Below are 25,844 nucleotides of genomic sequence, written 5' to 3'. Positions count from 1 at the left end.
CCCGCAGTCTCAGGCTTCTTCGACGGGTTCCGCCGCAGGCTCCTTCACCCGATGCCATGCCACATAGAGTGCCGGCAGGAACAATAGCGTGATCGCGGTGCCGGCAATGATGCCGCCCATCATGGCAAAGGCCATCGGCCCCCAGAACACCTCGCGCGAGATCGGGATCAGCGCCAGACTGGCGGCGGCGGCGGTGAGCGCGATCGGCCGCATCCGGTGGGTGGAAGCGTCCACCACCGCATCCCACGGATGCTGGCCCTCGCGGATATGATCCTCGACCTGCACGATGAGAATGACCGAGTTGCGGATCAGGATGCCGATCAGCGCCAGCACGCCCAGAATGGCGACGAAGCCGAGCGGCTTGTTGCTGAGCAGCATGGCGACCGATACGCCGATGATGCCGAGGGGTGCCACCGCCACCACGAGGAACAGGCTCTGGAAGCTCTGCAGCTGCAGCATCAGGATGGTGGCCATCACGAACAGCATCAGCGGCACGACGGCCGCGATCGGCCCCTGGCTGTTGGCGCTTTCCTCTACCGTTCCGGCCGTTTCCACCTTGTAGCCGGCCGGAAGCCCGGCCGCAAAGGCATCGATCTTCGGCGAAATATCCTTCACGATCGTGTCGGGCATGGTCTTGTCGACGATGCCGGCGGAAACCGTGATGGTGGGAATGCGCCCGCGCCGCCACACCACAGGCTGCTCCAGCTCGTAGCGGAAGTCGGCGATGGCGGCGAGCGGCACGGAGGAGCCCGTGCCGGTGGCGATCTGGAGATTTTGCAGCGTATCGATGGAATTGCGCTCGGCTTCACGCGCCCGCACCACCACATCGACCAGATAAGTGGCGTCACGCACCTGCGTGATAGTAATGCCGCCGACCACGCTGTTCAGGGCGGTGGCGATGTCCTTCGACGAAATGCCGAGCTTGCGCGCCTTGTCCTGCAGCACGTCGACGCGCACCACGCGGCCGGGCTCGTTCCAGTCATAGGCGGCAACGCCCAGGCGGTCGTCGGTGTCGAGAATGGCGGAGAGCTGCTGAGCGTAACCGCGCACCGTCTGGATATCCGGACCCGAGACGCGATACTGGATCGGCCGCCCGACGGGCGGCCCAAGCTCCAGATATTTGACGAAGGCGTCGGTGCCGACGAATTCGCGGCGCAGCACGTCGTTGAACTGCTGACGCAACCGGTCGCGAGCCTCGATGTCTTTGGCGACGATCACCATCTGCCCGTAATAGGGATTGGAAAGCTGCACGTCGAAGGCCAGAACGAAGCGCACCGCGCCCTGCCCGACATAGCTGCTCCAGTGATCGATGTCGGGATTGTCCTTCAGCACCTTCTCCTCGAACCGCACCATCTGCTCGCTTGTGTCGGCTATGGAGCTGTTTTCGGGCAGGCGCCAGTCGATCACCAGCTCGGGCCTGTCCGATTCGGGGAAGAACTGCCGCTCGACGAAGGTCATGCCGAAGAGCGCCACGGCAAACAGCACGACCGTGATGACGATCGTCAGCCAGCGGAACCGCATGGCGGCAAGCAGGGCGCGGCCGAAGACGCGCATCACCGGCCCCGGCTCCTCTGCCGTCTTGTGCTTCATGGTCGCGGGCAGCAGCGTCACGCCAAGCAGGGGCGCGAACAGCACCGCCACGATCCACGACACCAGCAGCGACACGCCGATGACGATGAACAGCGTGTAGGTGTATTCGCCGGCCTGGCTGGAGTTGAGCCCGATGGGGATGAAGCCGGCAATCGTCACCAGCGTTCCAGTCAGCATCGGAAAGGCGGTGTGGGAATAGACATAGGTCGCCGCCTTGTTGAGCGGATCGCCCTTTTCCAGCCGCGCCACCATCATTTCCACCGCGATCATCGCATCGTCGACCAGAAGGCCGAGCGCGATGATGAGGGCGCCCAGCGACACGCGCTGCAAGGAGATGTCCATATAGGACATAGTCAGGAAGGTGATGGCCAGCACCAGCGGAATGGACAGCGACACGACCAGACCGGCGCGCACGCCAAGGCTGACGAAGCTGACCGCCAGAACGATGACGACCGCCTCGAACAGCGCCTTGGTGAAACCTGAAACCGCGTGATCGACCACTTCCGGCTGGTCCGCCACCTTGGTGACGCCGATGCCGACCGGCAGGTCGCTCATCGTCTTGTGCATCAGCTCCTCCAGAGCCTGCCCGAACTCCAGCAGATTGCCGTTCGGCTTCATGCCGATGGCCAGCCCGATGGCGTTCTCGCCATTGACCCGGAACAGGGACTTCGGCGGGTCGACATAGCCGCGGGTGATGGTGGCCACGTCCGAAAGGCGGAAGAAGCGGTCGTTGACGCGCAGGTTCACCGCGCGCAGATCCTCCTCCGAATTGAACTGGCCGCTGACCTGCACGCTGATGCGTTCAGGACCCGCCTGCACCACCCCCGAGGGCGTGATGGCGTTCTGCGCCTGGAGGCTGTCCAGTATGGCCTGCTGGTCGAGGCCCAGGGCTGCGATCTGCCGGGTCGAGAATTCCAGATAGATCGCCTCGTCCTGCGCGCCGATCAGCTCGACCTTGCCGGCGTTCTCGATGGTGAGGATGCGAGAGCGCACATCCTCGACGTAATCACGCAGCTGGCGCATCGACAGGCCATCGGAGGTGAAGGCGTAGATGTTGCCGAACACGTCGCCGAAGCGGTCATTGAAATAAGGCCCGTAGACGCCTTCCGGCAGCGACGAGCGGATATCCTCGAGCATGTTGCGCACACGCACCCAGCTCGGCTCCACGTCCCTTGCCTTCACCGTGGACTTCAGATTGACGAACACAACCGACTGGCCGGCCGTGGTCACCGAGCGGGTGAAATCCAGCCCGTCCAGTTCTTCGAGCTTCTTCTCGATGCGGTCGGTGATCTGGTTGAGGGTCTCTTCGACCGAAGCGCCCGGCCAGTTGGCCTGCACCACCATGGTCTTGATGGTGAAGTTCGGGTCTTCCTCGCGGCCAAGCTTCACATAGGAAGCCACACCCGCAATCAGGAACACGGCCATGAAATACCAGACGAGGGACCGGTGGTTCAAAGCCCAGTCGGAAAGATTGAAGCCCTTCAATTGCGCTTTCCTTCTCCCGCGAGCCGGACTTTCTGGCCCTCGACAAGTTCATGAACGCCCGCTGTCACCACATGGCTGCCCACCGGCACGTCATCCGTCACGAAGCCTGCCTGCGTGCGCTGAGCGACAGTGACCGCGCGGCGCGTCACCTGAAGGCTTTGCGGATCAACAAGCCATACGGACGTTGCGCCGTCCTTTTCGTAGAGAGCGCCGGGCGGAAGCACGACGGGCGCGGTTTCCGCGGCCCGGTGCGCCACGCGCACGGTGGCGCCCAGCCGGAAGCCCGGCTCGGGGTCCTGAAGCTCGATCCGTACACGACGGAGACGCGTCTGCGGATCGGCCTGCGGCGCCACCTCGCGAACCGTGCCCTTGCCGGTGACGGAAGGATCGGCCTGCAGCCGCACCTCGAATTCGGTGCCGGGGCTGAGCAGTCCGTTCAGCCGGTCAGGCACGTCGACGACCGCTTCGCGGATGTCCGGACGCGCCACCGTCAGCACGGGCTGTCCCGCCGCGACCGTCTCGCCCACCTCGGCATGAACTTCGGACACGACGCCATCAAATTCCGGGCGAAGCCGCGCATAGCTGCGCTGGTCCTCGGCCTTGTTCAGCCCCGCACGCGCTTTTTCAAGCCCTGCAGCGGCACTGTCGCGCGCCTGACGGGCTGCATCGTAGACCGCCTGCGATACGCTTCTGGAAGCCAGCAGCGCGCTCTGCCGCTCCTCGCTGGCCGCCGCACTCGCAAACTGCGCCTCGGCGCTGGCGAGATCGGCCTTTGCGGACTGCACCGCCAGATCGAGAGCCGAGGGATCTATCGCTGCGACCGTATCGCCCTTTTGCACAAGGTCGCCGACATTGACCGGGCGGCTGGTGAGCCTGCCCAGCACCCGAAACGCGAGTGCGGTGCTGTAACGGGGTTCGATGGTGCCGGTAAAGCCGGTTTCCGCAACCGGGCTGGGCTCGACGATGGTGTAGATTACGGGGCGCGGCGGAGCTCCGGGTTCGGGCGCCTCAGCCTCGCTGCAGGCGGAAAGAACCAGAAGCGGGGTGGATGCAATGAGCACACGCAGGAACAGGGATCGTGTCATGGTCACTTCCCCTCGCCGCCGGCGGGCTGCTCGTTCAGTATATCGACGACCTGCCCCTCATGCAGCATGTGGCCGCCTTTCACCACAATTGTCGCGCCCTCATCCAGCCCCGAGCGAAGGATCAGGCGCTCGCGCTCATAGGCCAGCACTTCGACCGGCGCGAGCGACACGGTGTTGCTATCGGGGGCTACCCGCCACACTGCCGGGCGGCCGCGATCGGAGGTCAGCGAACTCCACGGCAGCACCACCACATCGTTCACCGGCAGATGCACGGCAGCGGTGGCCACCGCGCCAAGCGCCATCTGCGGCGGCGGATCGATGATTTCCACCTTGACCCGCACTGTGCCGGTGCGCGCATCGACCACCGGCGAAACCTCCCGGACACGGCCGCTCGCCTCAACTGACGGATCAGACAGGAGCTTGAGCGTGACCGACGTTCCGGGCGGGCCGTGATTGACGAGCGTTTCCTGCACATCGAGCACCACGTCGCGGCCCCCGTCCTCGGCCAGCGAGAAGGCAGCCTGCGCTGCCTGCACCACCTGCCCCACCTCGACATTGCGTGCCGTGATGATGCCAGCCGAGGGCGCGCGCAACTCGGTATAGGAAAGCTCGTCGCGGGCATTCTCCAGCGCGCTTTCGGCACTGGTCAGCGTATTCTTCGCGGTCAGCCATTGCTGCTCGACCTGATCGAAACGGCTTCTGGTGGTAAAGCCCTGATCCAGCAACTGCCGCTGGCGCTGATAGGTGGCCTCAGCCTCCACCAGCAGAGCCTGCGCCGCATCGCGCGATGCCTGCGCAGCACGCAGATTGGTCTGCTGCTCGGCATCGTCGAGCTTCGCCAGAACATCGCCCGGTTTCACATGGGTGCCGACATCGGCGGTGCGCTCCACGATCTGGCCGCTGACCCGGAATGAAAGATCGACATTGAGGCGGGCATGAATGTCGCCTGAAATTTCCAGAGGCTGGCTGTAGCTCGCATAGCCGACGGTCTGCACCGTCACCGCGAGATTTTCGGCCCTGACCGCATTCAGGGAACAACACGTAGCAAAAGCACCAGCAAGCAAGGGCATGCACAAGTGTCGAGACAATGGTTGTTTACCCATAGCGGTCCCAGCTTTCCCGGCATTTCTGCGAACTTCACCGGCTGATGGAACCGGCCACATACAAGACATAACCATTCCGGGCCAGAAGTTAAAATTCCTGTATTTTCCGGCCGTTACAAGAGCATCCCTTGCAGAGGCAGAGGTAAAACTGCCCCTCACCCGATAACAAGGCAAAGATTTAGTACGCGCCACATGATTTCAAGGGCATCGCGGCTGGCAGGCGCAGCCCTTCCACAGACCGGGATGGCATGGGTGACGGCCATTGGACTCATTGAAGTTTTGAATTGGATATAAGGTGTGCGCAGAGGCTCACCTAGAGTCAGAACGGCTGAAGAAAGCGAACATCGAAGTCGCAGCCTCTGGCGGGCCAACGGAATTCCGCTGTTTCAATGGGAGATAATCGATGAAACCGTTTCAGGTATTGAAAGGCATTGCATGCGCTGCCTCGATGGCAGCATCGGTCCTCTATGCGGGGGCTGCCTTCGCCCAGACGACGATCGTCGTCGGCTACCAGCAGATCGTCGGCCCGTTCGTGGCGGCCATTGCCGACGGACGCTTCGACGAAGCACTGAAGGACACCGGCTACAAGGTCGACTGGCGCCAGTTCTCGTCGGCAGGCGATATTTCCACCGCGCTTGCGTCCGGCAACGTGCCGATCGGCGTCATCGGCTCGACGGGTGCCGCCGCAGCCGCCACGCGCGGCGTCGACATGCAGCTTTTCTGGATCCTCGACAATATCGGCAAATCGGAAGCGCTGGTGGCCCGCGAAGGCTCTGGCATCGAAAAACCAGAGGATCTGAAGGGCAAGAAAGTAGGCGTGCCGTTCGTTTCGACTTCACACTTCCATCTGCTGGTCGGCATGGAGAAGGTGTGGAACATCGATCCGCGCGAGGTCAACATCCTCAACATGAAGCCGCCCCAGATCGTGGCCGCATGGCAGCGCGGCGACATCGATGCCGCCTATGTCTGGCCGCCGGCTCTCTCCGAAATCCTCAAGACCGGCAAGGTCATCTCCGACTCCGAGGTGATCGGCAAGGAAAGCGTGCCGACATTCGACGCCATTGTCGTGGACCGCAAGTTCGCGGCCGAAAACGCCGAATTCATGAACGCCTTCACCAAAGTTCTGGCTGACGCCTATGCCGACTACGCCAGGAACAAGGACAAGTGGACGGCGGATTCTCCGGAAGTGCAGGGCATCGTCAGGATGATCGGCGGCTCGCCCGAAGATGTGGTCGAAGCCCTCGATCTTCTCGTCTTCCCGAGCGCCGAGGAGCAGGCCTCCAATGTCTGGCTTGGGGGTGGCGCCGAAAGCGGCGCGGTGCGCGCTTTCACGGAAAGTGCTAAATTCCTGGTCGAGCAGAAGCAGATCGACCACGCGCTGGAGGACTACGCCCCCTTCGTGAACGCGGATTTCGCGACGGCGGCTTCGAAGTAGCGGCTGGAACACTGGCCGGCGGCGAGATCGCCGTGCGTCTATCCGGACGCACAACGGACGATCTGAATTATTGACAGAGCATCGGAATATCCGAAATCCGGATTCCACGTTTCGGTCCGATGCTCTAACGCCGCCGGCTGTTCCCATACGGGGCCGCCATGGTCCCGTAGCCACCGGCGCATGCCCTGAGGACATGGTGCGAGAAGGCAAGACATGGAAACGCTCAACGTAAGCAATGTGAACCTGACCTATCCGGGTCTCCACTCGGACGAAGCGGTGATTGCGCTGAAGGGCGTCAACCTGACGATCCACAGCGGCGACTTCGTGGTGGCGCTGGGCGCTTCCGGCTGCGGCAAGACCACGCTGCTCAACCTGATGGCCGGCTTCATGGCGCCGACCGCCGGCGACATCACGCTGGGCGGCCGACGCGTCACCGGGCCGGGCGCCGACCGCGGCGTGGTGTTCCAGAAGCATGCGCTGCTGCCCTGGCTCAACGTCATCGACAACACCGAATTCGGCCTCAAGCTTCAGGGCGTGCCGAAGGATCAGAGACGCGAGCGCGCCGTGCGCAATCTGGCGCTGGTCGGCCTGCAGGACTTCCACAGGCACATGATCTACCAGCTTTCCGGCGGCATGCAGCAGCGCGTGGGCATTGCACGGGCGCTGACCTGCGACCCGGCCATGCTCCTGATGGACGAGCCGATGGCCGCTCTCGATGCGCTGACGCGCGAGACCATACAGGAACTGCTGCTCAGGGTCTGGCAGCACACCAACAAGATGTTCTTCTTCATCACCCACAGTGTCGAGGAAGCGCTGTTCCTCGGCTCGCGGCTCATCGTCATGTCGCCACGGCCGGGCCGCATCACCCACACCTACGACCTCGACTTCAACCGCCGTTTCCTCGAAAGCGGGGATGCGCGCGCAATCAAGTCCAGCCCCGACTTCATCGAAATGCGGGAAATCATACTGGGGATCATCTATGGCGACGAGCGAGCATCAGGAAATCCGGAGCTGGCCCATGCTTGAGCGGCTGTCCAAGGCGAAATCCGCACAACCCGGCAAGGTCTATGGCGCACCGGGCGAGGGCTACAGCGGCCATATCAGCCTCATCACGGCACTGGTGCTGATCGCGCTCTGGTTCCTCGTCACCTCGATGGGATGGGTGAGGCCGCTGTTCCTGCCTTCTCCGATTGCCGTCTACAACAAGTTCATCCTTGCCATGACCGACGGCGTTGCCAACTCCACGCTCATCCAGCACACGCTCGCCAGCCTCGGCCGCGTCTTCGGCGCCTTCGCGCTGGCCTGCGTGACGGCCATTCCGATCGGCATCCTGATGGGCGTCAACCGCGTCGTTCGCGGCGTGCTCGACCCGATCATCGAGTTCTACCGGCCGCTGCCGCCGCTTGCCTATCTGCCGCTGGTCATCATCTGGCTGGGCATTGGCGAGTTTCCGAAAGTCTTCCTGATTTTCCTGGCGATCTTCGCGCCGATGGCGATCGCCGCCCGCGCCGGCGTGCGCTCGGTCTCGACCGAACAGATCCATGCCGCCTATGCGATGGGCGCGACCAGCCAGCAGGTGATCACGCAGGTCATCATGAAGGCGGCGCTGCCGGAAATCTTCACCGGCATGCGCATCGGCATCGGCGTCGGCTGGACGACGCTGGTGGCGGCCGAAATGGTGGCGGCCAGCCGCGGCCTCGGCTTCATGGTGCTGAATGCAGCCGAATATCTGGCGAGCGACACCGTCATCATGGGCATCATCGTGATCGGCGTCTTCGCCTTCGCCTTCGACCTGCTCATCCGCCATCTCGAAAAGGTTTTTATCCCGTGGAAGGGACGCATCTGACGGACCTTCAACCGAATGAACCTGACAAAAGCCGGCGTACCTCGCCGGCTTTTTTATATTTGCACCCGCGTCTCGTGCTCCGTGCACATGCTTCGTGCGCGGTAGCAATTTCAGCAGAAGTGCGCTGCGGTTGTGCGCTCCGCATCGCCCGAAAATAAAGGATCGGAGCATTTCTGCGATCCGGGGAAAAGTAGAAATGCTCCAATCCGGTGCAGCCGACACCTGCTGCGCCGCCATCCGATCAAGTGCCATTCACCACGCCGGCAAAAAACCGTCGCGGATCAGTACGGCAAGCGCCGCCAACCGCCCCTTGCCGAGCCTCACGCACGCATGCAGGGAAGCTGCCACGCGCGCGATGATCACTCAGGCCGGCAACCCGGAGGCAAAGCTATGCAGCTTTCGCCATGAGCCCGGTCTCCATGCGGTAGGAAATCGCCTCCGCCACATGGATGCGGCCCATGCCCTCGCTACCGTCGAGATCGGCCAGCGTGCGTGCTACTTTCAGCACGCGATGATAGGCACGGCCGGAGAAGCCGAGCTTTTCGCTGGCATCCTGCAGAAGCACCATTCCTCCCTGATCGGGGGTGGCGACCGCCTCGATCAGCGAAGGTGGGCATTGGGCGTTGGTCAGCGCTCCATCGGCACCCAGCGCCTCGAAGCGGGCGCGCTGGAGATCGCGCGCCCGCGCCACGCGCGCGGCGACGGCAGCGCTCGCTTCCGACTTTCCCGGGCGGATCAGGTCGGCAGCTGAAACCGCCGGCACCTCTATCCTGAGATCAATGCGGTCCAGCAAGGGTCCGGAGATGCGCGCCTGATATTCCGTTCGGCATCGCTCGCCGCGCGCGCAGCGGAAACCGGGCTCGCCGGCCATGCCACAGCGGCAGGGATTCATGGCGGCGACCAGCTGGATCCGTGCCGGATAGCTGATGCGGTGATTGGCACGCGCGATCATGCAGGAACCCGTTTCGAGCGGCTGGCGCAGGGCATCGAGCGTCTGCGGCGAAAATTCGGGAAACTCATCCAGAAACAGCACACCGTGATGGGCCAGCGATATCTCACCGGGACGCGCCCTGAACCCGCCGCCCACCAGCGCCGCCATCGAGGCGGAATGATGCGGGGCGCGGAACGGCCGGCGATCGGTGAGCCGCCCGCCCGCCAGTTCCCCGGCAATCGACGCGATCATCGACACGTCCAGCAATTCGCGCGGGGAAAGCGGCGGCAGGATCGACGGCAGCCGCTGGGCCAGCATGGATTTTCCCGAGCCCGGCGGACCGGTCATCAGCAGATTGTGACCGCCTGCGGCCGCCACCTCCAGCGCCCGGCGCGCACTTTCCTGCCCCTTGATGTCGGCCAGATCCGGCAGATCGGTGCTGCCGGCACGCACGCCGGGCTCAGGCCTTGTGAGCACCTGCGTGCCCCGGAAATGATTGGCGAGCGCAATCAGGCTGCGCGGCGCCAGAAGATCGAACTCGCCGCCCGCCCACGCCGCCTCGGCCCCGCAATCATGAGGACAGATCAGCCCCCGGCCCTCACCATTGGCGGCAATCGCCGCCGGGAGTGCTCCGGCGACCGAAGCGATGGCGCCGTCCAGCGACAGTTCCCCCAGAACCACATAGGCGCTCAGCGCCTCGCCCGGAATGACCCCGATCGCGGCCATCAGCCCCAGCGCAATCGGCAGGTCGTAATGGCTGCCTTCCTTGGGCAGATCGGCAGGCGCCAGATTGACCGTCACGCGTTTGGCGGGCATCGACAGGCCGGAGGCATGAAGGGCGGCCTGCACACGCTCGCGGCTTTCCGCGACCGCCTTGTCGGGCAGGCCGACGATGGACATGCCCACCTTTCCCGGCGCCACCATGATCTGCACGTCGACGGGCACCGCCTCGATGCCCTGAAAGGCCACCGTTCGCACGCGTGAAACCATGCTATGCCTCCCCCTGTGCGTCTCTGGAGCGCGCCCCGGGACGTCAAAACCCGAGTTCGCCCGTCGGGCCGGACCTTCCCCTTGGTCAGGCACACAGGAAAGCACGATTTCTCAAAGCGCGCAAGAACAATACAGGAACAAATACCAGTTCTGAGTGCACTCAGGTTGCAGACAATTGCAAAAGCGGAACAGACGTTCCTGCTGCCCCTGCGTCAGAATTTTCTCGATGCCCCTTGGGAAGCGTCCTGACCCGTGCGGCCGGCCAAAACCTTTCAGGTGCCCCGTGGCTTCGCCCTGCTGGTGGCCTGCGCCTGAAGCGGGTTCTCCGGCCAGACATGTTTTGGATAGCGCCCGCGCATATCGGAGCGCACATCCGCCCATGAGCCGCGCCAGAAGCCCGGCAGGTCGCGCGTGGTCTGGATCGGCCGGTGTGCCGGGGACAGCAGTTCCAGCGTCAGCGGCACGGTGCCGCCGGCAATGGCCGGGTGGGTGGCGAGACCGAACAGTTCCTGTACGCGGATGGCCAGCACCGGCTGCTCGCCATCATAGCGGACCGGCACGTGGCTGCCCGATGGCGCATCGAAATGGGTGGGCGCCAGCGCATCGATGCGCCGCTGAAGATCGTGCGGCACCAGCGCGGTGAGGCCGGCAATGAGCGCGCCGCCGCTGATGGAGGCGAGCGAGGCCGAGCCGGTGAGGAAGGGCAGCAGCCAGTCCTCAAGCCGGGCGGTCAGCGCCTCGTCGCCCATATCCGGCCACGGATCGCCAAGACCCTTGTGCAGCCATGACAGGCGCTGGCGCAGCGTCATTGCCTCCTTGCCCCATGGCAGGATGGAGACACCGTGCGCTCGCACAGCATCGAGCACGGCTTCATTCGCCGTGTCGCCGGTCGGGGCGGGCAGCATGCGCTCGGCAAGCACGATGGCGCCCAGACGGCTTTGCTCGCGCACCCGCACGCTGCGGCGCTCGAGATCGAACAGCGTGTCGCGACGGCTTTCGATGGCGTGGCCGAGAAGCGCGCGGATGTCGTCCTCGCCTACGGCGGCTGCGGCCATGATGCGCGCATTCTGCGCCTTGCCCTGCAAGTCTGCGACGACGAGAAAGGGTTCCGCAGCCAGCGGATCGGCCGCATCGAGCATCGCGCCCGAACCGTTGGCGAGCACGAAGCGGCCGCGTTCGCCGCGCGCCTTGGCGACGCGATCCGGCCATGCGTGCAGCAGCAGTGTGCCGGGCGAGGATGGGTCGTCGCTGTTCACGCCCCCGCCGGCGCTGCGGGCCAGCCGCTGCGCCAATTGCCGCGCCGCATTGGCGCGGGGTGATTTTTCGCCGGCAAAGCGCATCAGCCGCCGTTCCAGATCGGCGCTGTCGCCGCCCAATCCGCGTTCGGTCAGAAGCACGGCGAGAAGGGCCGCGTCCCGCTCACGCCCATTTCGGGCAGCCTCGGCCACCATATGGGCAAGCCGCACCGGCAGAGCGAGGCGTCGCATCGCCTGCCCGGTTCCGGTCAGGCGGCCGTCCGCATCGATGGCATCCAGCGTGCGCAAAAGATTGCGCGCCTCATTGAGCGCCGGGCCGGGCGGAGGATCGAGGAAGGCAAGGCTTGCGGGATCGGCAACGCCGAAGGCCGCGCAGTCCAGCAACAAGCCGGAGAGGTCGGCGGCGAGGATTTCGGGCGGCGTGAAGGCGGGCAGCGCCGCCGTCTGCTCGGCCCGCCACAGCCGGATTGCCACGCCAGGCTCCGTGCGCCCGGCTCGCCCGGCGCGTTGATCGGCCGAGGCGCGCGACACGCGCACCGTCTCCAGCCGGGTGAGGCCGCTGGCGGGCTCATAGGCAGGCAGGCGCGCCAGTCCGCTGTCGATGACGACGCGCACGCCGTCTATGGTGATCGAGGTCTCGGCGATCGCAGTGGCCAGCACCACCTTGCGGCTGCCAGCGGGCGGCGGGCGGATGGCGGCGTCCTGCGCCTTCGCATCCATCATGCCGTAGAGCCGCACGATGTCGGTGTCGGCCCCGATGCGCCCTTCCAGACGCTCGGCGGTGCGCTCGATCTCGCGCTGGCCGGGCAGGAAGGCAAGCACGCTGCCGGCCTCTTCCAACAGGGCCGCGCGGATGGCGGCGGCCATGGCATCCTCGACCGGCGTGCTGGCGGGGCGTTCCCGATAGCGGATGTCGACGGGAAAGGCGCGGCCCTCGCTCTCGATCACCGGGGCGCCGTCCAGCAGCTTGGCCACGCGCGCGCCGTCCAGCGTCGCCGACATGGCCAGCAGGCGCAGATCGGGACGCAGCGCACCCTGCACGTCGAGCGCCAGCGCGAGGCCGAAATCGCCATCCAGCGAGCGTTCGTGGAACTCGTCGAAGATCACGGCCTTTATGCCGGGCAGTTCGGGATCGTCGAGGATCATGCGCGCCAGCACGCCCTCGGTGGCAACAAGGATGCGGGTGCGCTCTGAAACGCGCTTTTCCATGCGCATGGCATAGCCGACCGTCGCGCCTGGCTCCTCGCCCAGAAGGGAGGCCATGCGCCGCGCAGCGGCGCGGGCGGCCAGCCGCCGCGGTTCCAGAAGCACGATGGTGCCACCCTCACGCCAGCCGGCATCGAGCAGGCTGAGCGGCACCAGCGTCGTCTTGCCGGCGCCCGGCGGGGCAACCAGCACCGCCTTGTTGCCCCGCTCCAGCGCCGTACCCAGATCGGCCAGAACGACGGTGACCGGAAGCTCCGGCAGCGAAACCTTGCTCATCGGGCGATCAGACCGGTTCCCAGCCGTCATGTTCGCCGGCGCGGAAGATGGCGTCGATGACCTTCTGGTTCAGCACCGATTCCTCCAGCGTGAAGACACGGTCTGTCCCTCCGCGAGCAGCCCGCACGAACGCCTCGACCTGAAGGCGATATTGCTGCGCGCCGGGGAAGCGGAAAACCTGCGCCGCATCGTGGTTCTGGTTGTGCAGCGTCACCACATGATCATCATAAAGCCCGGCGTTGAAGGGCGAAGCGATCTCGATGAAACCCCTGTCGCCATGGAAAACCATGATCTGGCGCGCGGCCATCTGCGTCGACAGATAGAAGGACAGCTCGAAGGTGCCGAAATCGGCACGCACCGAGGAATAGATGTCGGTGCCGAATGTCTGGTCACGCTCGATGCTGACCTGCACGCGCAGAGGCTCGCTGCCTGTCGCGAAGCGCGTCGTCACCGTCGGATAGACGCCGATGTCGGGCAGCGCGCCGCCACCGAGATCGGGCTGGTTGCGCATGTTGTGCGGATCGACATTGAAATACGAAAAAGCGCCCTGCACGTGGCGCAGCCGGCCGATGGCACCTTGCGCGATCAGTTCCCGCACCTTGATCCACTGCGGATGGTGAACGACCATGAAGGCCTCGCTGACCAGCACATCGTGACGGTCGCGCAGCACGATCAGTCGTGCAATATGATCCGCGTTCAGCGCCAGCGGCTTTTCCACGAGCACATGCTTGCCGGCCTCGATGGCCTTTGCCGTCCAGATGACATGCTGAGAGGTGGGCAGGGGAATATAGACGCCGTCCACTTCCGGGAAGGCCAGCAGTTCCTCATAGGAGCCGAAGGCATGCGGTGCGTTCCACTGGTCGGCCAGTTGCCGGGCGCGGGCCGGATCGCGGCTGGCGATGGCCGCCACCACGCCATTGTCGGAACCGGCGATGGCCGGCAGCAATTGCTCGCGCGCGATCTTCGCCGTTGAAAGGACACCCCAGCGGAACATGGTCCTACCTCCAGAATTATCGGCCCGGATTTGCCCCAAAGGAGCGGAAAAGCCAAGCGGCCGGAAGATTACCTTTTAGCCGCGCCAGCGAAAGAAATCCACGAAGGCCCTGAGCGCCGGGCGCATCTGCTTGCGGCTGGGATAATAGACGAAGAACCCGTCAAAGGGCGGGCACCAATCCTCCAGCAGGCGCACCAGCCGCCCGTCGGCCAGAGGCTGGCGCACATAGTCCTCGAAGACGAAGGCGATGCCCGCGCCATCGAGCGCGGCCTGCACGATCACCCGGTCCTCGCCGAGGATCAGTGGGCCATCTACGTCCATGACGATCTCCTCGCCTTCCTTTTCGAATTCCCAGCGATAGATGACGCCGCTGGAAAAGCGGAAGCGGATGCAGCGATGGCCTGCAAGGTCGTGCGGATGCCGGGGCCATTCCCTGCCCTTGAGGCAGGAGGGAGCGGCCACGACTGCACCGCGCAGCTGCGGGCCGATGCGCACGGCGATCATGTCGCGCTGCAGGCTTTCGCCGAGCCGCACACCGGCATCGAAGCCGCCCTCCACGACATCGGTGAAGCGGTCCTCGCTGACGATCTCCAGCGTGATCTCCGGATAGGCGGCGGCGAAGGCGGCAAGGCGCGGGGCGAGCGCCAGCTCGGCGGCGGTGCGCGGCACGTTGAGGCGCAGCTTTCCGGCGGGCCTGTCGCGCGCCTCGACCGCCTGTTCCAGCGCAAGGTCTATTTCCGAGAGCGCCGGCCGCAGCCGCTCCAGCAAGGCAACGCCTTCCTCAGTCGGGGCGACGCTGCGCGTGGTGCGTGCCAGCAGCCGCACCCCAAGACGCGCCTCCAGCACCGAGACGGCATGGCTGACCGCCGATGGGGCAATGCCCAGTTCCCGCGCGGCGGCGCGGAAGCTGCCGTGCTGCGCAACGACCGAAAGAACGGCGAGATGGGAAAGCTGGTTACGCGACATTGATATAAAATATAGAATAGCCAATGCACAAACAAACGGATTATCGAACGATGATCCGGCTCCTATCTCTGCCTCATCCCACACAGGAGGCTTGCAGATGCAACCACGCAAACTTGGAACAGAACTCACCGTCAATCCCATCGGCCTCGGCTGCATGGGCATGAGCTTCGCCTATGGAGGACAGGAGGAAAAAGACTCCATCGCCACCCTGCACCGGGCCGTGGAGATCGGTGTCGATTTCTTCGACACGGCGGAAGTCTACGGCCCGTTCGAGAACGAGCGCCTCGTCGGCAAGGCGCTGATGGGCGTGCGCGACAAGGTCACCATCGCCACCAAGTTCGGCTTCAGGATCAGCGACGAAGGCACCGGGGCCGGGCGCATGGCGGGCGTGGACAGCCGCCCCGAGCACGTCAAGGCGGTGGCGGAGGCTTCGCTGAAGCGCCTCGGCACCGATGTCATCGACCTCTATTACCAGCACCGCGTCGATCCCTCGGTGCCGATCGAGGATACGGTCGGCGCGATGGCCGATCTGGTGCGCGAGGGCAAGGTGCGCGCGCTCGGCCTTTCGGAAGTGAGCCCGCAGACCCTGCGGCGCGCCCAAGCGGTTCACCCGATCGCCGCCGTGCAGAGCGAATATTCGCTGTGGAGCCGTGAACCGGAGGACGAGATTTTTGCCGTCTGCCGGGAACTCGGCGTTGGCTTCGTGCCCTACAGCCCACTCGGGCGCGGCCTGCTCACCGGCACCATCCGCAAGGCCGACGCACTGGGCGAAGACGACTGGCGCCGCACCCTGCCGCGCTTTCAGGCCGAGGCGATGGAAGCCAATGAACGGCTGGTGGCGTTGCTGGAACAGATGGCTGAGGGCAAGGGCGTGACGGCAGCGCAACTGGCGCTGGCCTGGGTGCTGCATCAGGGCGATTTCATCGTGCCGATCCCCGGCGCACGCCGCATTGACCATCTGGAACAGAATGTGGCGGCAGCGCAGATCGCGCTGAGCGAGGCCGAGGTGGCCGACATCGGGGCTGCCCTGTCGCCGGACAAGGTGGCCGGCAAGCGCTACACGGAAGAAGCGTTGTCGCTTACCAACGGCTAAAACGATTGCGGGCAGGCGGATCGCTCCGCCTGCCCGCTTATTGATGTCTTCAGGCCGTTCAGCCGCGCAGCGCACCGCCGGTCTGCTTCTTCACATTCTCGACGATGCGGCCAGCCAGCGCCTCGAAATCCTCTTCCGTCAGTGTCTTTTCAACCGGCTGGATGGTGACTTCGATGGCGATGGATTTCTTGCCCTCACCCAGAGAAGCCCCCTCGAAAATGTCGAACACATTGACGTCGGTGACCAGCTTCCTGTCGGCGGCAAGGGCTGCCTTGACCAACGAACCGGCCTCGACAGCTTTTTCAACCACGAAGGCGAAATCGCGCTTCACCGCCTGGAAGGCGGAAAGCTCCAGCTTCGGCTTGGTGCGGGTCGGCTTGGCCTTGGCCTCAGGGATGGCATCCACGAACACCTCGAAGCCGGCCAGAGGGCCGCTGGCGTCGAGCGCTTCCAGCACCTTCGGGTGGAACTCGCCGAAATGGCCGAGCACCACCTTGGGACCGAGTTTTATCACACCCGAGCGACCCGGATGATACCAGCCGGGCGCGGCCGCCTCGATCTGCAAGCGATCCACCGGCGCGCCGCAGGCTTCCAGCGCAGCGATGGCATCGGCCTTGGCGTCATAGACGCCGACCGGTGCGGCATTGCCGTTCCAGTAGCGGCCCGAGCCCTCCAGCTTCGCCGTGCCCCGGCGGATGCCGGCAGCGACGCGTCGCTGCTTTTCCGGTGTATCGCCCTCATAAGTGCCGGAAACCTCGAACAGGGCGACATCGCCCATGCCGCGATCCGCGTTGCGCTGGGCGGCGGCGATCAGACCGGGCAGCAGCGAGGGGCGCATATCGGACATGTCGGCGGCAATCGGGTTGGCGAGCTTCAACGCCGCCTGCCCGCCGCCGAACAGTTCAGCGTGCTTTGCCGGGATGAACGACCATGTGACCGCTTCCAGCATGCCGCGCACGGCCAGAGCGCGCCGGGCGAAGCGGCTGCGGATTTGCAGGGTGGTGAGGATCTTGCCGTTGACCGCATCGTGGCTGGACAACGGCCGAGACTCGATCTCGTCGACGCCGTGGATGCGCATCACCTCTTCCACCAGATCGGCCTTGCCATCGACATCCGGCCGCCATGACGGCACCTCGACATCCACCACATCGCCATTGCCGAGCGGTTTGAAGCCGAGGCGGGTGAGGATCGACAGGCTCGCGTCCCTGGGCACGTCGAGGCCGGTGAGCCGCTTCACTTCCGAAAGCGGGAAGGAGACGATCTTCGGCTTATGGCCGGCATAGCCGACCACCTGCGCCTCAGTCGGCTCGCCACCGCACAGGTCGAGAACAAGACGGGTCGCCAGTTCCAGCCCCGGCACCATGTATTCGGGGTCGGCACCACGCTCGAAACGATAGCGGGCGTCGGTGATGATGCCGAGCGCGCGGCCGGTGCGGGCGACGTTGAGCGCATCCCAGAGTGCGGATTCGATCAGCACATCGGTGGTGTTCTCGTCACAGCCGGAAAGCTCGCCGCCCATGATGCCGGCGATGGATTCCACGCCCTTGTCGTCGGCGATGACGCACATCTCCGGCGTCAGCTGATACTCGCGCCCGTCCAGCGCCAGAACCTTCTCACCGGCCTGAGCGCGACGCACAACAAGATTGCCGGCGACCTTCTTCGCATCGAACACATGCAGCGGACGGCCACGGTCGAAGGTGATGTAGTTGGTGATGTCGACCAGCGTGTTGATGGGGCGCAGGCCGATGGCGATCAGCCGTTTCTGCATCCATTTCGGCGACGGGCCGTTCTTCACGCCGCGCACGAGGCGCAGCGCGAAGCCGGGGCACAGGTCGGGTGCCTCGATGGTGAGCTTCACCGGCGTTTCGCCCTTGCCGGAAACCGGCTCGACCGGCGCTGTCTTCAGCGTGCCGAGGCCGGAGGCGGCGAGGTCGCGCGCGATGCCGTAGACGCCGGTGGCGTCGGGACGATTGGGCGTCAAATTGATCTCGATGACCGGATCGTCCAGTTCCGCCCAGCTTGCGTAAGACGTGCCGACCGGCGCGTCGGCGGGCAGATCGATGATGCCGTCATGCTCGTCGGAAAGCTGCAGTTCGCGCTCCGAGCACATCATGCCGTGGCTCTCGACGCCGCGGATCTTGCCGACCGAAAGCGTAACGTCGATGCCGGGCACATAAGTGCCGGGAGCGGCGAAGGCGCCAACCAGACCGGCCCGCGCGTTGGGCGCGCCGCAGACGACCTGTATGGGCGCACCCGAGCCGGTGTCGACCGACAGAACGCGCAGCTTGTCGGCGTCGGGGTGCTTTTCGGCGGTCAGCACCTTTGCAATGACGAAGGGCTTCAGGGCCGCCTTGTCGTCGACGGATTCGACTTCGAGGCCGATGGCCGTCAGCCGTTCGACGATCTCGTCCAGCGTGGCGTCGGTTTCGAGGTGCTCTTTCAGCCAGGAGAGGGTGAATTTCATGTGTCTGTTCCTTGCCGCGAGATCAGTTGCTCAGTCCGCCGAACAGGGTCGGCAGGTCGAGCGGGCGGAAACCGTAATGCTGGAGCCAGCGCACATCGGCGTCGAAGAAGGCGCGCAGATCCGGCATGCCGTATTTCAGCATGGCGATGCGGTCGATGCCCATGCCCCAGGCAAAGCCCTGATACTCATCCGGATCGAGCCCGCCAGCGCGCATCACATTGGGGTGGACCATGCCGCAGCCGAGAATTTCCATCCAGTCATTGCCCTCGCCGAAGCGCACCTCGCCCGGCCGCGAGCGATCGCACTGGATGTCCACTTCCAGAGACGGCTCGGTGAAGGGAAAGAAGCTCGGACGGAAGCGCATCCTGACCGACGGCACCTCGAAGAAGGCCTTGCAGAATTCCTCCAGCACCCATTTCATGTTGGCGACATTGGCGGTCTTGTCGATGACCAGCCCCTCAACCTGATGGAACATGGGCGAGTGGGTGGCGTCGCTGTCCTGCCGGTATGTCTTGCCGGGGATGACGATGCGGATGGGCGGGCTCTCGCGCTCCATGGTGCGGATCTGCACCGGCGAGGTGTGGGTGCGGAGCACCTTGCGCTCGCCCTTTTCGTCCGGCTGGAAGAAGAAGGTGTCGTGCATCTCGCGCGCCGGATGGCCTTCGGGGAAGTTCAGCGCGGTGAAGTTGTAATAGTCGGTCTCGATATCCGGCCCTTCGGCGATGGCGAAGCCGAGATCGCCGAAGATGGCGGCGATTTCGTCGATGACCTGGCTGATGGGATGGATGCGGCCGCGCTCAGCCGGAGAGGAACGCACCGGCAGCGTGACGTCTACCTTCTCGGCCTCCAGCCGCGCGGTGATGGCGACGTCGCGCAATTCAGTCCGGCGGGCGGAGAGCGCCTCGGTGATGCGGTTCTTCAGGCCATTGATCGCCGGGCCCTTCACCTGCCGTTCCTCGGCGCTCATCGTGCCCAGTGTCTTCAGCAGTTCCGAGATCGAGCCCTTCTTGCCGAGTGCAGAAACCCTGACCGCTTCGATCGCGGCCTCGTCACCCGCGCCGGCAATCGCGTCCGACAGCGTTCGTTCCAGTTGGTCGATATCCGTCATGATTGTCCTCTGGGCCGCTCGTGGCCGGTAGCTTGAAGAGATGGCGCGGATGCCGGTCCGGCATCAAGCGCATTTTTCAGGAAAGACGTGGCCTTGACCGCATAAAGCGCATCCTTGCCCAGCAGCGCTTCCGGCAAAAGCCGCAACGGCGTGAGCCAGCGGTGAAAGAAGGCGACGAGGCGGGCCAGCGGCGGCATGACGGCCGACGGAGCTGCGCCATGATAGGCGGCAAACGCATGGGCCGGCGTATCGGGAGAGATCGCACGCGCGGTAATTTGCAGGAACAGCAGCCACAGGTCGCGCGCCTGCGCCATCGCAAGCGGCATCACCGCTTCCGGCTCTTCCTCGAAATCCAGGAAACCGACACGCCCGTCACCTTTCGCCGGATCGGGCAGGAACATGTCGCGCGGATGCGGCCTGCCATGGCAAAGTCCGGCCCGATGCGCAGCTCCCAGCCCTTCGGCGAGCGTCACCAGCAAAGCGTCGTGGGCAGCGGGGTCGGCGGCGTGCAGGTCACCGAGACGCGCCTGCGCTACCCTGCCGACATCGGAAAGCACCAGAACAGCCTCATTACCGAACACTACATCGGCCACCGGCAGGCCGGCGTTCCGAAACAGGTTCATCTTGCGCCGTTCCCGCTCCACACCAAGCGATCCCGGCGCGGCGCGCGAGGAGCGCAGGAAAACCGGCAGAAGCGGAGAAATGGCGCGATGAAGGAGCTTGCCGAAAGGCTGGCGCTCGACATCATAGCGCTTGATCCAGACGTGGCGCCCGTCGATATCGGCCCGCGCAACGCGCGCACGCGCATTCGCCGCCAGAAGGCGCACCAGCGTCGCCAGCCCTTCGGCGGAAAGCATATCCGTGCTGTCGTCCTGTACGGCCTTGCTCATCTCGTTCCATAAGAAAAACCCGCGCCAGCCCTGCCAGCGCGGGTTTCCCAAATCGTAGTGTTGCAGAACTTCGGGAAAACGCTGGCTTAAGCTACAGCGCTTTCAAAAGCGTTCGGCGTGGTGTCCTTGAGATACTCAAGCGCAGTCTTCGACTTCGCCACCAGAGCGGCGAAAGCCTGCGGCTCATGAATGGCCATGTCGGACAGAACCTTGCGGTCGATCTCGATGCCGGCCTTGTTCAGACCGTCGATGAAGCGGCCGTAGGTCAGGCCGTGTTCACGCACCGCAGCGTTGATGCGCTGGATCCACAGGGCGCGGAAGTTGCGCTTGCGGGCCTTGCGGTCGCGATAGGCGTACTGCAGCGACTTCTCGACCGCCTGCTTGGCGATGCGGATGGTGTTCTTGCGACGGCCGTAAAAGCCCTTGGCGGCTTTCAGAACCTTCTTGTGCTTGGCGTGGCCGGTAGTGCCTCTTTTCACGCGCATGTCATGATCTCCTTAATATCGTTCCAACCGGCTCAGATGCCGCCGCCGTTAGGCAGGAAATTCCTGATGACCTTCTTGGCATCCGGCTCTGCGAGAACCATGGTGCCGCGGGCATCGCGGATGAACTTGTTGGACCGCTTGATCATGCCGTGGCGCTTGCCGGCGGCAGCCGAAAGCACCTTGCCGGTGCCGGTGATCTTGAACCGCTTCTTGGCGGAAGATTTGGTCTTCATCTTGGGCATTTTGCTTGTCTCCTTATCGGGCGGGTTCGCCCTTGTCTTCGCTCCGGACCGACCAAAGTCCGGAAAGCAAGCGAAACCGCCACGGCATGCCCTGCCGGGCGGTTTTCATGAACGGCGGGTCTATACGGCAATGCCGCACAAAGCGCAACACCCCGTCGTCAGCGACATGGCTTCAGGGCACCGTGAACAGAACCGGCAGCACACCCGCCATCTGGGCGCTGTCGATCGATTCGAAGAAAGGCATAGCGAGCAGGAAGACCAGTCCGTCGAGAAGAGTGGTCTTCAGCAGTTTCGGCTGGAAGGAACCGGTATCGCCCTCATCATAGAGCGACAGCCGGGGGAAGAAACGCGGCACCCGTGCCAGATAGGCTTCATAGGGCGCGCCGAGAACCTCCTTGAGAAACCGCTCCTCGCGCAGGATGACGACGTGAAAAGCCAGAGCGCACAAAAGCGCGAAGCCGAACATGGCGGTGAACGAGCCCATCTGGGCGCCGACGCCGGCAGCCGCCACGGTCGAGAACACATAAAGGGGATTGCGTGTGATCGAATAGGGACCGCCGGTCACCACCTCGGCGGATTTGCGGCCACCGATATAAAGCGTCGACCAAAGGCGGCCGACGATACCCAGAAAGATCAGCAGAACACCGAACATCTCGATGGTCTCATGCACCACGGATTCCGGCGGGAAAGTCGACTGCCCGATCAGAAGCAGGGCGCACATGACAACCACCAGCGCCGCCAGAACATAGCGGCGGGTGCGCTGATAGCGACTGAGGCTGGGCCTTGCCTGATCGTTGCCTGTCTTCGGCGTGGCGTTCTGTGCAACGGTCATCGGCGGCGTCCTTGTTCCGGTTGAGGCCCTGTGCAGCAAAGTTGCGGCATGATCATGGCGCAGAAATCAGAAACGGGAAGCCTTTTCAGGCGGGTATAAAATTTTTCGCGGCAGGCCCGGCACACGGAGCAGCCTCTGCCTGAAAAGCAAACGGCGCCGCCATTTCTGGCAGCGCCGCAAATTCTCTTGCCGGCTCACGCGTCAGCGCGGTGCCAGCACCATCATCATCTGGCGGCCTTCGAGCTTGGGCTCGGCTTCGACCTTGGCGATCGTGGCGGTCTCTTCGCGCACCTTGTTGAGAAGCTGCATGCCGAGCTCCATGTGAGCCATTTCGCGGCCACGGAAGCGCAGCGTCACCTTGACCTTGTCACCCTCATCGAAGAACCGGCGCGCCGCCTTCATCTTGACCTCGTAATCGTGGTCGTCGATGTTCGGGCGCATCTTGATCTCCTTGATCTCGATGACCTTCTGGTTTTTGCGGGCTTCAGCCGCCTTCTTCTGGGTGGCGTATTTCAGCTTGCCGAGATCGAGAATCTTGGCGACCGGCGGATTGGCATTGGGAGAAATCTCGACGAGGTCCAGCCCGGCCTCTTCAGCGAGCAGCATCGCGTCGCTTGTGGCGATTTCGCCGCGATTGTTGCCGTCGGCATCGATGAGCTGGATACGGGGAACCTTGATGTCCCGGTTAGCGCGCGGCCCGTCCTTGGTGGGCGCTGCTGCTTTGAAAGGTCTGCGAATGGTCGTATTCTCCTCGAATTATTGATATGCGAGTGCGGAGGCGCCTTTGCGGGGAACGCCTATGTGGGGAACGGGTGCGCGGTGTCAATAGCACAGCAAACAACGAAAATCACGAAAATCCGTTGCGCCTGTCAGCATGAGGTGCAGAAAGCGCATGAGCGCTTTCTCATGCAGCCAGGCGCTGCGAGCAAGATCACCTTCCAGGGAAGCATAACATGAATACACGCCAAGTCGAGTTCGTGGATGTCGACGGCACAAGCATCGCCGTGCGCCGTCAGGAAGGCGACGCGCCGGGGGTCATGTGGCTTGGGGGCTACAAGTCCGACATGCTGGGCACCAAGGCCGAAGCGCTTGCCGAATGGGCAACGGGACAGGGTCGCGCCTTTCTGCGCCACGACTATTCGGGCCATGGCGAATCAGGCGGCGAGTTCGCAGACGGCACCATCTCGAAATGGCTGCGCGAGAGCCTTGCCGTTTTTGCCCGCCACACGCGCGGACCGCAGGTGCTCGTCGGCTCGTCCATGGGCGGGTGGATTGCGCTGCGTATGGTGCAGGAACTGCTGAAGGCGGGCGAAAGCCGCGTCCGGGGGCTGGTGCTGATCGCGCCCGCGCCGGACTTCACCGCCGAACTGGTGGAACCGGCCATGACCGATGAACAGCGCCACGAACTGGCGGAACAGGGTTATTTCGAGATTCCCTCAGACTATGTCGACGAACCCTATATCTACACGCGCGACCTGATCGAGGACGGGCGGGCGAATCTTATGATGAGTGCCCCGATCGACACGCACTGCCCGGTTCATATCCTGCAGGGCATGCAGGATGAATCGGTGCCGCATTCCCATGCGCTGAAGCTCGTCGGCCTTCTGCCGGCCGACGACGTCACGCTCTCGCTGGTGCCGGATGGCGACCACCGCCTGTCGCGGCCGCAGGACATCGATCTGCTGATTTCAGCCGTGCGCGACATGGCAGCGCAAGCCAGCCGGCAAAATACCTGATCCCCCTTCCCTCGCGAGCTTCCGCCATATGCGCATATCCATTCCCGTATCGGCCTTCGTGGCCGCCATTGTCGGCTTCGGCGGAACGCTCGCCATCGTCATCGCCGCCGCCGTGGCGGTGGGCGCAACCCAGTTGCAGACGGCAAGCTGGGTCACCGCGCTCTGCCTTGCCATGGCATTCGAGACGGCATGGCTTTCATGGCGCACGAAAATGCCGGTCATCACTGCCTGGTCGACACCGGGCGTTGCGCTGATTGCCGCTTCCAGCGGCTTTTCCATGAACGAGGCGGTTGGCGCCTTTCTGATTGCCGGCGCGCTCCTCGTGGCCACGGCTCTTTTCCGTCCGCTGACCACGCTGATCTCGCGCATCCCGGCCTCGGTCGCCTCCGGCATGCTGGCCGGCATCGTCGTGACCTTTGCCACCGAAGCGGCAAAGACGGTGCCGCTCGATCCATGGCTGATCGTGCCGCTGATTGCCGCCTTCTTCGTACTCAGGCTGATCAACCCGGCCATTTCCGTTCTCGCGGTGCTGATCGGCGGCGGGGCCGCGGCTTTCCTGACCGGCCGCGTGGGCGGCCTGCCAACGCCGGAGATTTCGACGCTGACATGGATCTGGCCGGAATTTTCGGCCGGCGCCGTCGTCGGCCTCGCCGTGCCGCTTTATCTGGTCACCATGGCCTCGCAGAACCTGTCGGGCCTCGCCGTGCTGCGTGCCTCGGGTTATGAGCCCGACCCCGCCCCGCTGATTGGCGTCACCGGCCTTTTTTCGGTGCTGACCGCGCCTTTCGGGGCCTCGACCACCAATCTCGCGGCGATCTCGGCCGCCATCTGCACCGGACCGGACGTGCATCCCGATCCGGCCGAGCGCTGGAAGACCGGGCCATTCTACGCGCTCGCCTATCTGATCTTCGCTTTGTTCGGCGCCTCGCTGGTGGCGATCTTCGCGGTGCTGCCGCAAAGCCTCATCGCGCTGGTGGCGGGACTGGCGCTGCTCGGCCCCCTCACCAACGCCCTCACCATCGCCCTCCAGAAAGAAAACGAGCGCATGGCCGCGACCGTCACCTTTGCCGTCACCGCTTCGGGGCTTGTGCTGTTCGGCATCGGTTCCGCCTTCTGGGGGCTGGTGGCGGGCCTTGCCGTCCTCGCGCTCGACCGCTTCAAAAAAACCTAACGAAACCGGGAGCCTGCAAGGTTTCCGGCGGCTTTATCTTGAATCGCCATTTTTCGCTTCCCATGTTTTTTTCAGGCGGCCGGACCGGCCCGCTCCAACTGAAGGAACGCGAAGAACATGAACACGACTGCACTGATCCGCCCGGCATGGACGCCGGCGACCATCGCGCTGATGGTGATCGGCTTCATGGTGTTCTGGCCCCTCGGCCTCGCCATGCTCGCCTACATCATCTGGGGAGACAGGCTGGAAGGCTTCAAGAAGGACGTCAACCGGGCGACCGACGGCATCTTTGCCGGCTGCCGCCGTGGTGCCGACAAGGCGCAAGGCTGGGGCCGCACCCGCACCGGCAATGTCGCCTTTGACGACTGGCGCGAGAAGGAACTCTCCCGCCTTGACGAGGAACGCCGCAAGCTCGACGAAATGCTGAGCGAGTTCGATGAGTATGCGCGTGAGTTGCGTCGCGCCAAGGATCAGGAAGAATTCGATCGCTTCATGGCGAACCGCAACCGCTCGACCGCTCCTGCGACCACCGCAAGCACACCGAAGAAGCGTGGCGGGAAGTCGGACGACACCCTGCTCGACGATTGATCCTCAACCCCTCCTGCAACGAACGGCGTCGCCTTGCGGCGCCGTTTTCGTTTGTTCCTTCCGCCCGCCTTC

At 64.3% G+C, this 25,844-nt stretch carries 21 protein-coding genes; 7 read left to right on the top strand and 14 right to left on the bottom strand.

The window, feature by feature from the left end; all coding sequences use genetic code 11:
* Window positions 1-9: 9 nt before the first annotated feature.
* The 3 genes from AC5XE7_RS09290 to AC5XE7_RS09280 are packed head-to-tail and all read right to left on the bottom strand — an operon-like array spanning window position 10 to window position 5,161.
* Window positions 10-3,075, bottom strand: a complete 3,066-nt coding sequence (locus AC5XE7_RS09290; protein ID WP_495365784.1) for an efflux RND transporter permease subunit — start codon at window positions 3,073-3,075, stop codon at window positions 10-12.
* Window positions 3,072-4,160, bottom strand: a complete 1,089-nt coding sequence (locus AC5XE7_RS09285; protein WP_495365783.1) for an efflux RND transporter periplasmic adaptor subunit — start codon at window positions 4,158-4,160, stop codon at window positions 3,072-3,074. The genes AC5XE7_RS09290 and AC5XE7_RS09285 overlap by 4 nt, the downstream gene beginning before the upstream one ends.
* Before the next feature lie 2 nt (window positions 4,161-4,162).
* Complete coding sequence (locus tag AC5XE7_RS09280) at window positions 4,163-5,161, bottom strand: efflux RND transporter periplasmic adaptor subunit (RefSeq protein WP_495365782.1); 999 nt, start codon at window positions 5,159-5,161, stop codon at window positions 4,163-4,165.
* Between the two features lie 505 nt (window positions 5,162-5,666).
* Between AC5XE7_RS09280 and tauA the strand changes: the two genes are divergently transcribed.
* From tauA to AC5XE7_RS09265, 3 genes are all read left to right on the top strand, one after another.
* On the top strand, window positions 5,667-6,698 hold the full coding sequence (tauA, locus tag AC5XE7_RS09275) for a taurine ABC transporter substrate-binding protein (protein ID WP_287945636.1): 1,032 nt from the start codon (window positions 5,667-5,669) through the stop codon (window positions 6,696-6,698).
* Window positions 6,699-6,911: 213 nt separating this feature from the next.
* A complete protein-coding gene (locus AC5XE7_RS09270) occupies window positions 6,912-7,724 on the top strand; it encodes a taurine ABC transporter ATP-binding protein (protein WP_495365780.1) in 813 nt (270 codons plus the stop codon).
* A complete protein-coding gene (locus AC5XE7_RS09265; protein ID WP_239800358.1) occupies window positions 7,717-8,544 on the top strand; it encodes an ABC transporter permease subunit in 828 nt (275 codons plus the stop codon). Before AC5XE7_RS09270 ends, AC5XE7_RS09265 begins: the two co-directional genes overlap by 8 nt.
* A gap of 388 nt (window positions 8,545-8,932) precedes the next feature.
* Here AC5XE7_RS09265 and AC5XE7_RS09260 read toward each other — a convergent pair whose 3' ends face one another.
* The 4 genes from AC5XE7_RS09260 to AC5XE7_RS09245 form a co-directional block, all read right to left on the bottom strand.
* Window positions 8,933-10,465: a YifB family Mg chelatase-like AAA ATPase gene (locus tag AC5XE7_RS09260; RefSeq protein ID WP_495365779.1), complete on the bottom strand. Its 1,533-nt coding sequence runs from the start codon at window positions 10,463-10,465 to the stop codon at window positions 8,933-8,935.
* Between the two features lie 272 nt (window positions 10,466-10,737).
* Entirely contained in the window at window positions 10,738-13,203 is a 2,466-nt protein-coding gene (hrpB, locus tag AC5XE7_RS09255) for an ATP-dependent helicase HrpB (RefSeq protein ID WP_495365778.1), read from the bottom strand.
* Between the two features lie 7 nt (window positions 13,204-13,210).
* The gene (locus AC5XE7_RS09250; RefSeq protein WP_495365777.1) at window positions 13,211-14,197 is read right to left on the bottom strand and encodes a Gfo/Idh/MocA family protein; all 987 of its coding nucleotides are present in this window, start codon (window positions 14,195-14,197) and stop codon (window positions 13,211-13,213) included.
* A gap of 75 nt (window positions 14,198-14,272) precedes the next feature.
* Window positions 14,273-15,163 carry a LysR family transcriptional regulator gene (locus AC5XE7_RS09245; RefSeq protein WP_495365776.1) on the bottom strand — a complete coding sequence of 297 codons (891 nt, stop codon included), beginning with the start codon at window positions 15,161-15,163 and terminating at the stop codon, window positions 14,273-14,275.
* A gap of 97 nt (window positions 15,164-15,260) precedes the next feature.
* Between AC5XE7_RS09245 and AC5XE7_RS09240 the strand changes: the two genes are divergently transcribed.
* Complete coding sequence (locus AC5XE7_RS09240) at window positions 15,261-16,256, top strand: aldo/keto reductase (RefSeq protein WP_495365774.1); 996 nt, start codon at window positions 15,261-15,263, stop codon at window positions 16,254-16,256.
* A 58-nt stretch (window positions 16,257-16,314) separates the two neighbouring features.
* On the opposite strand, the gene pheT is transcribed toward AC5XE7_RS09240, so the two are convergent.
* From pheT to infC, 7 genes are all read right to left on the bottom strand, one after another.
* Window positions 16,315-18,720, bottom strand: coding sequence for a phenylalanine--tRNA ligase subunit beta (pheT, locus tag AC5XE7_RS09235; protein ID WP_495365773.1), 2,406 nt, complete (start codon window positions 18,718-18,720; stop codon window positions 16,315-16,317).
* 22 nt (window positions 18,721-18,742) lie between these two features.
* Window positions 18,743-19,828, bottom strand: a complete 1,086-nt coding sequence (gene pheS / locus AC5XE7_RS09230) for a phenylalanine--tRNA ligase subunit alpha (RefSeq protein ID WP_495365772.1) — start codon at window positions 19,826-19,828, stop codon at window positions 18,743-18,745.
* Entirely contained in the window at window positions 19,825-20,718 is an 894-nt protein-coding gene (locus AC5XE7_RS09225) for a BUD32 family EKC/KEOPS complex subunit (protein WP_495365771.1), read from the bottom strand. The genes pheS and AC5XE7_RS09225 overlap by 4 nt, the downstream gene beginning before the upstream one ends.
* 86 nt (window positions 20,719-20,804) lie before the next feature.
* The gene (gene rplT / locus AC5XE7_RS09220; RefSeq protein ID WP_183826710.1) at window positions 20,805-21,203 is read right to left on the bottom strand and encodes a 50S ribosomal protein L20; all 399 of its coding nucleotides are present in this window, start codon (window positions 21,201-21,203) and stop codon (window positions 20,805-20,807) included.
* Window positions 21,204-21,235: 32 nt separating this feature from the next.
* Window positions 21,236-21,445, bottom strand: a complete 210-nt coding sequence (gene rpmI / locus AC5XE7_RS09215; protein WP_239800312.1) for a 50S ribosomal protein L35 — start codon at window positions 21,443-21,445, stop codon at window positions 21,236-21,238.
* 172 nt (window positions 21,446-21,617) lie between these two features.
* The gene (locus AC5XE7_RS09210) at window positions 21,618-22,277 is read right to left on the bottom strand and encodes a methyltransferase family protein (protein ID WP_495365770.1); all 660 of its coding nucleotides are present in this window, start codon (window positions 22,275-22,277) and stop codon (window positions 21,618-21,620) included.
* Between the two features lie 201 nt (window positions 22,278-22,478).
* A complete protein-coding gene (gene infC / locus AC5XE7_RS09205) occupies window positions 22,479-23,015 on the bottom strand; it encodes a translation initiation factor IF-3 (protein WP_495365878.1) in 537 nt (178 codons plus the stop codon).
* 215 nt (window positions 23,016-23,230) lie between these two features.
* Here infC and AC5XE7_RS09200 point away from each other — a divergent pair, with 215 nt between their 5' ends.
* The 3 genes from AC5XE7_RS09200 to AC5XE7_RS09190 all read left to right on the top strand — a co-directional run bounded on the left by AC5XE7_RS09200 (window position 23,231) and on the right by AC5XE7_RS09190 (window position 25,772).
* On the top strand, window positions 23,231-24,013 hold the full coding sequence (locus tag AC5XE7_RS09200; RefSeq protein ID WP_495365769.1) for an alpha/beta hydrolase: 783 nt from the start codon (window positions 23,231-23,233) through the stop codon (window positions 24,011-24,013).
* 28 nt (window positions 24,014-24,041) lie between these two features.
* Entirely contained in the window at window positions 24,042-25,184 is a 1,143-nt protein-coding gene (locus tag AC5XE7_RS09195; RefSeq protein ID WP_495365768.1) for a benzoate/H(+) symporter BenE family transporter, read from the top strand.
* A gap of 117 nt (window positions 25,185-25,301) precedes the next feature.
* Window positions 25,302-25,772: a DUF2852 domain-containing protein gene (locus AC5XE7_RS09190; protein WP_280199179.1), complete on the top strand. Its 471-nt coding sequence runs from the start codon at window positions 25,302-25,304 to the stop codon at window positions 25,770-25,772.
* Window positions 25,773-25,844: the final 72 nt, after the last annotated feature.

Source organism: Aquamicrobium sp. YD-1-mutant5 (assembly GCF_059509755.1).
The sequence above is the reverse complement of the archived record's forward strand: the minus strand, read 5'-3'. Positions and strand labels throughout refer to the sequence as shown.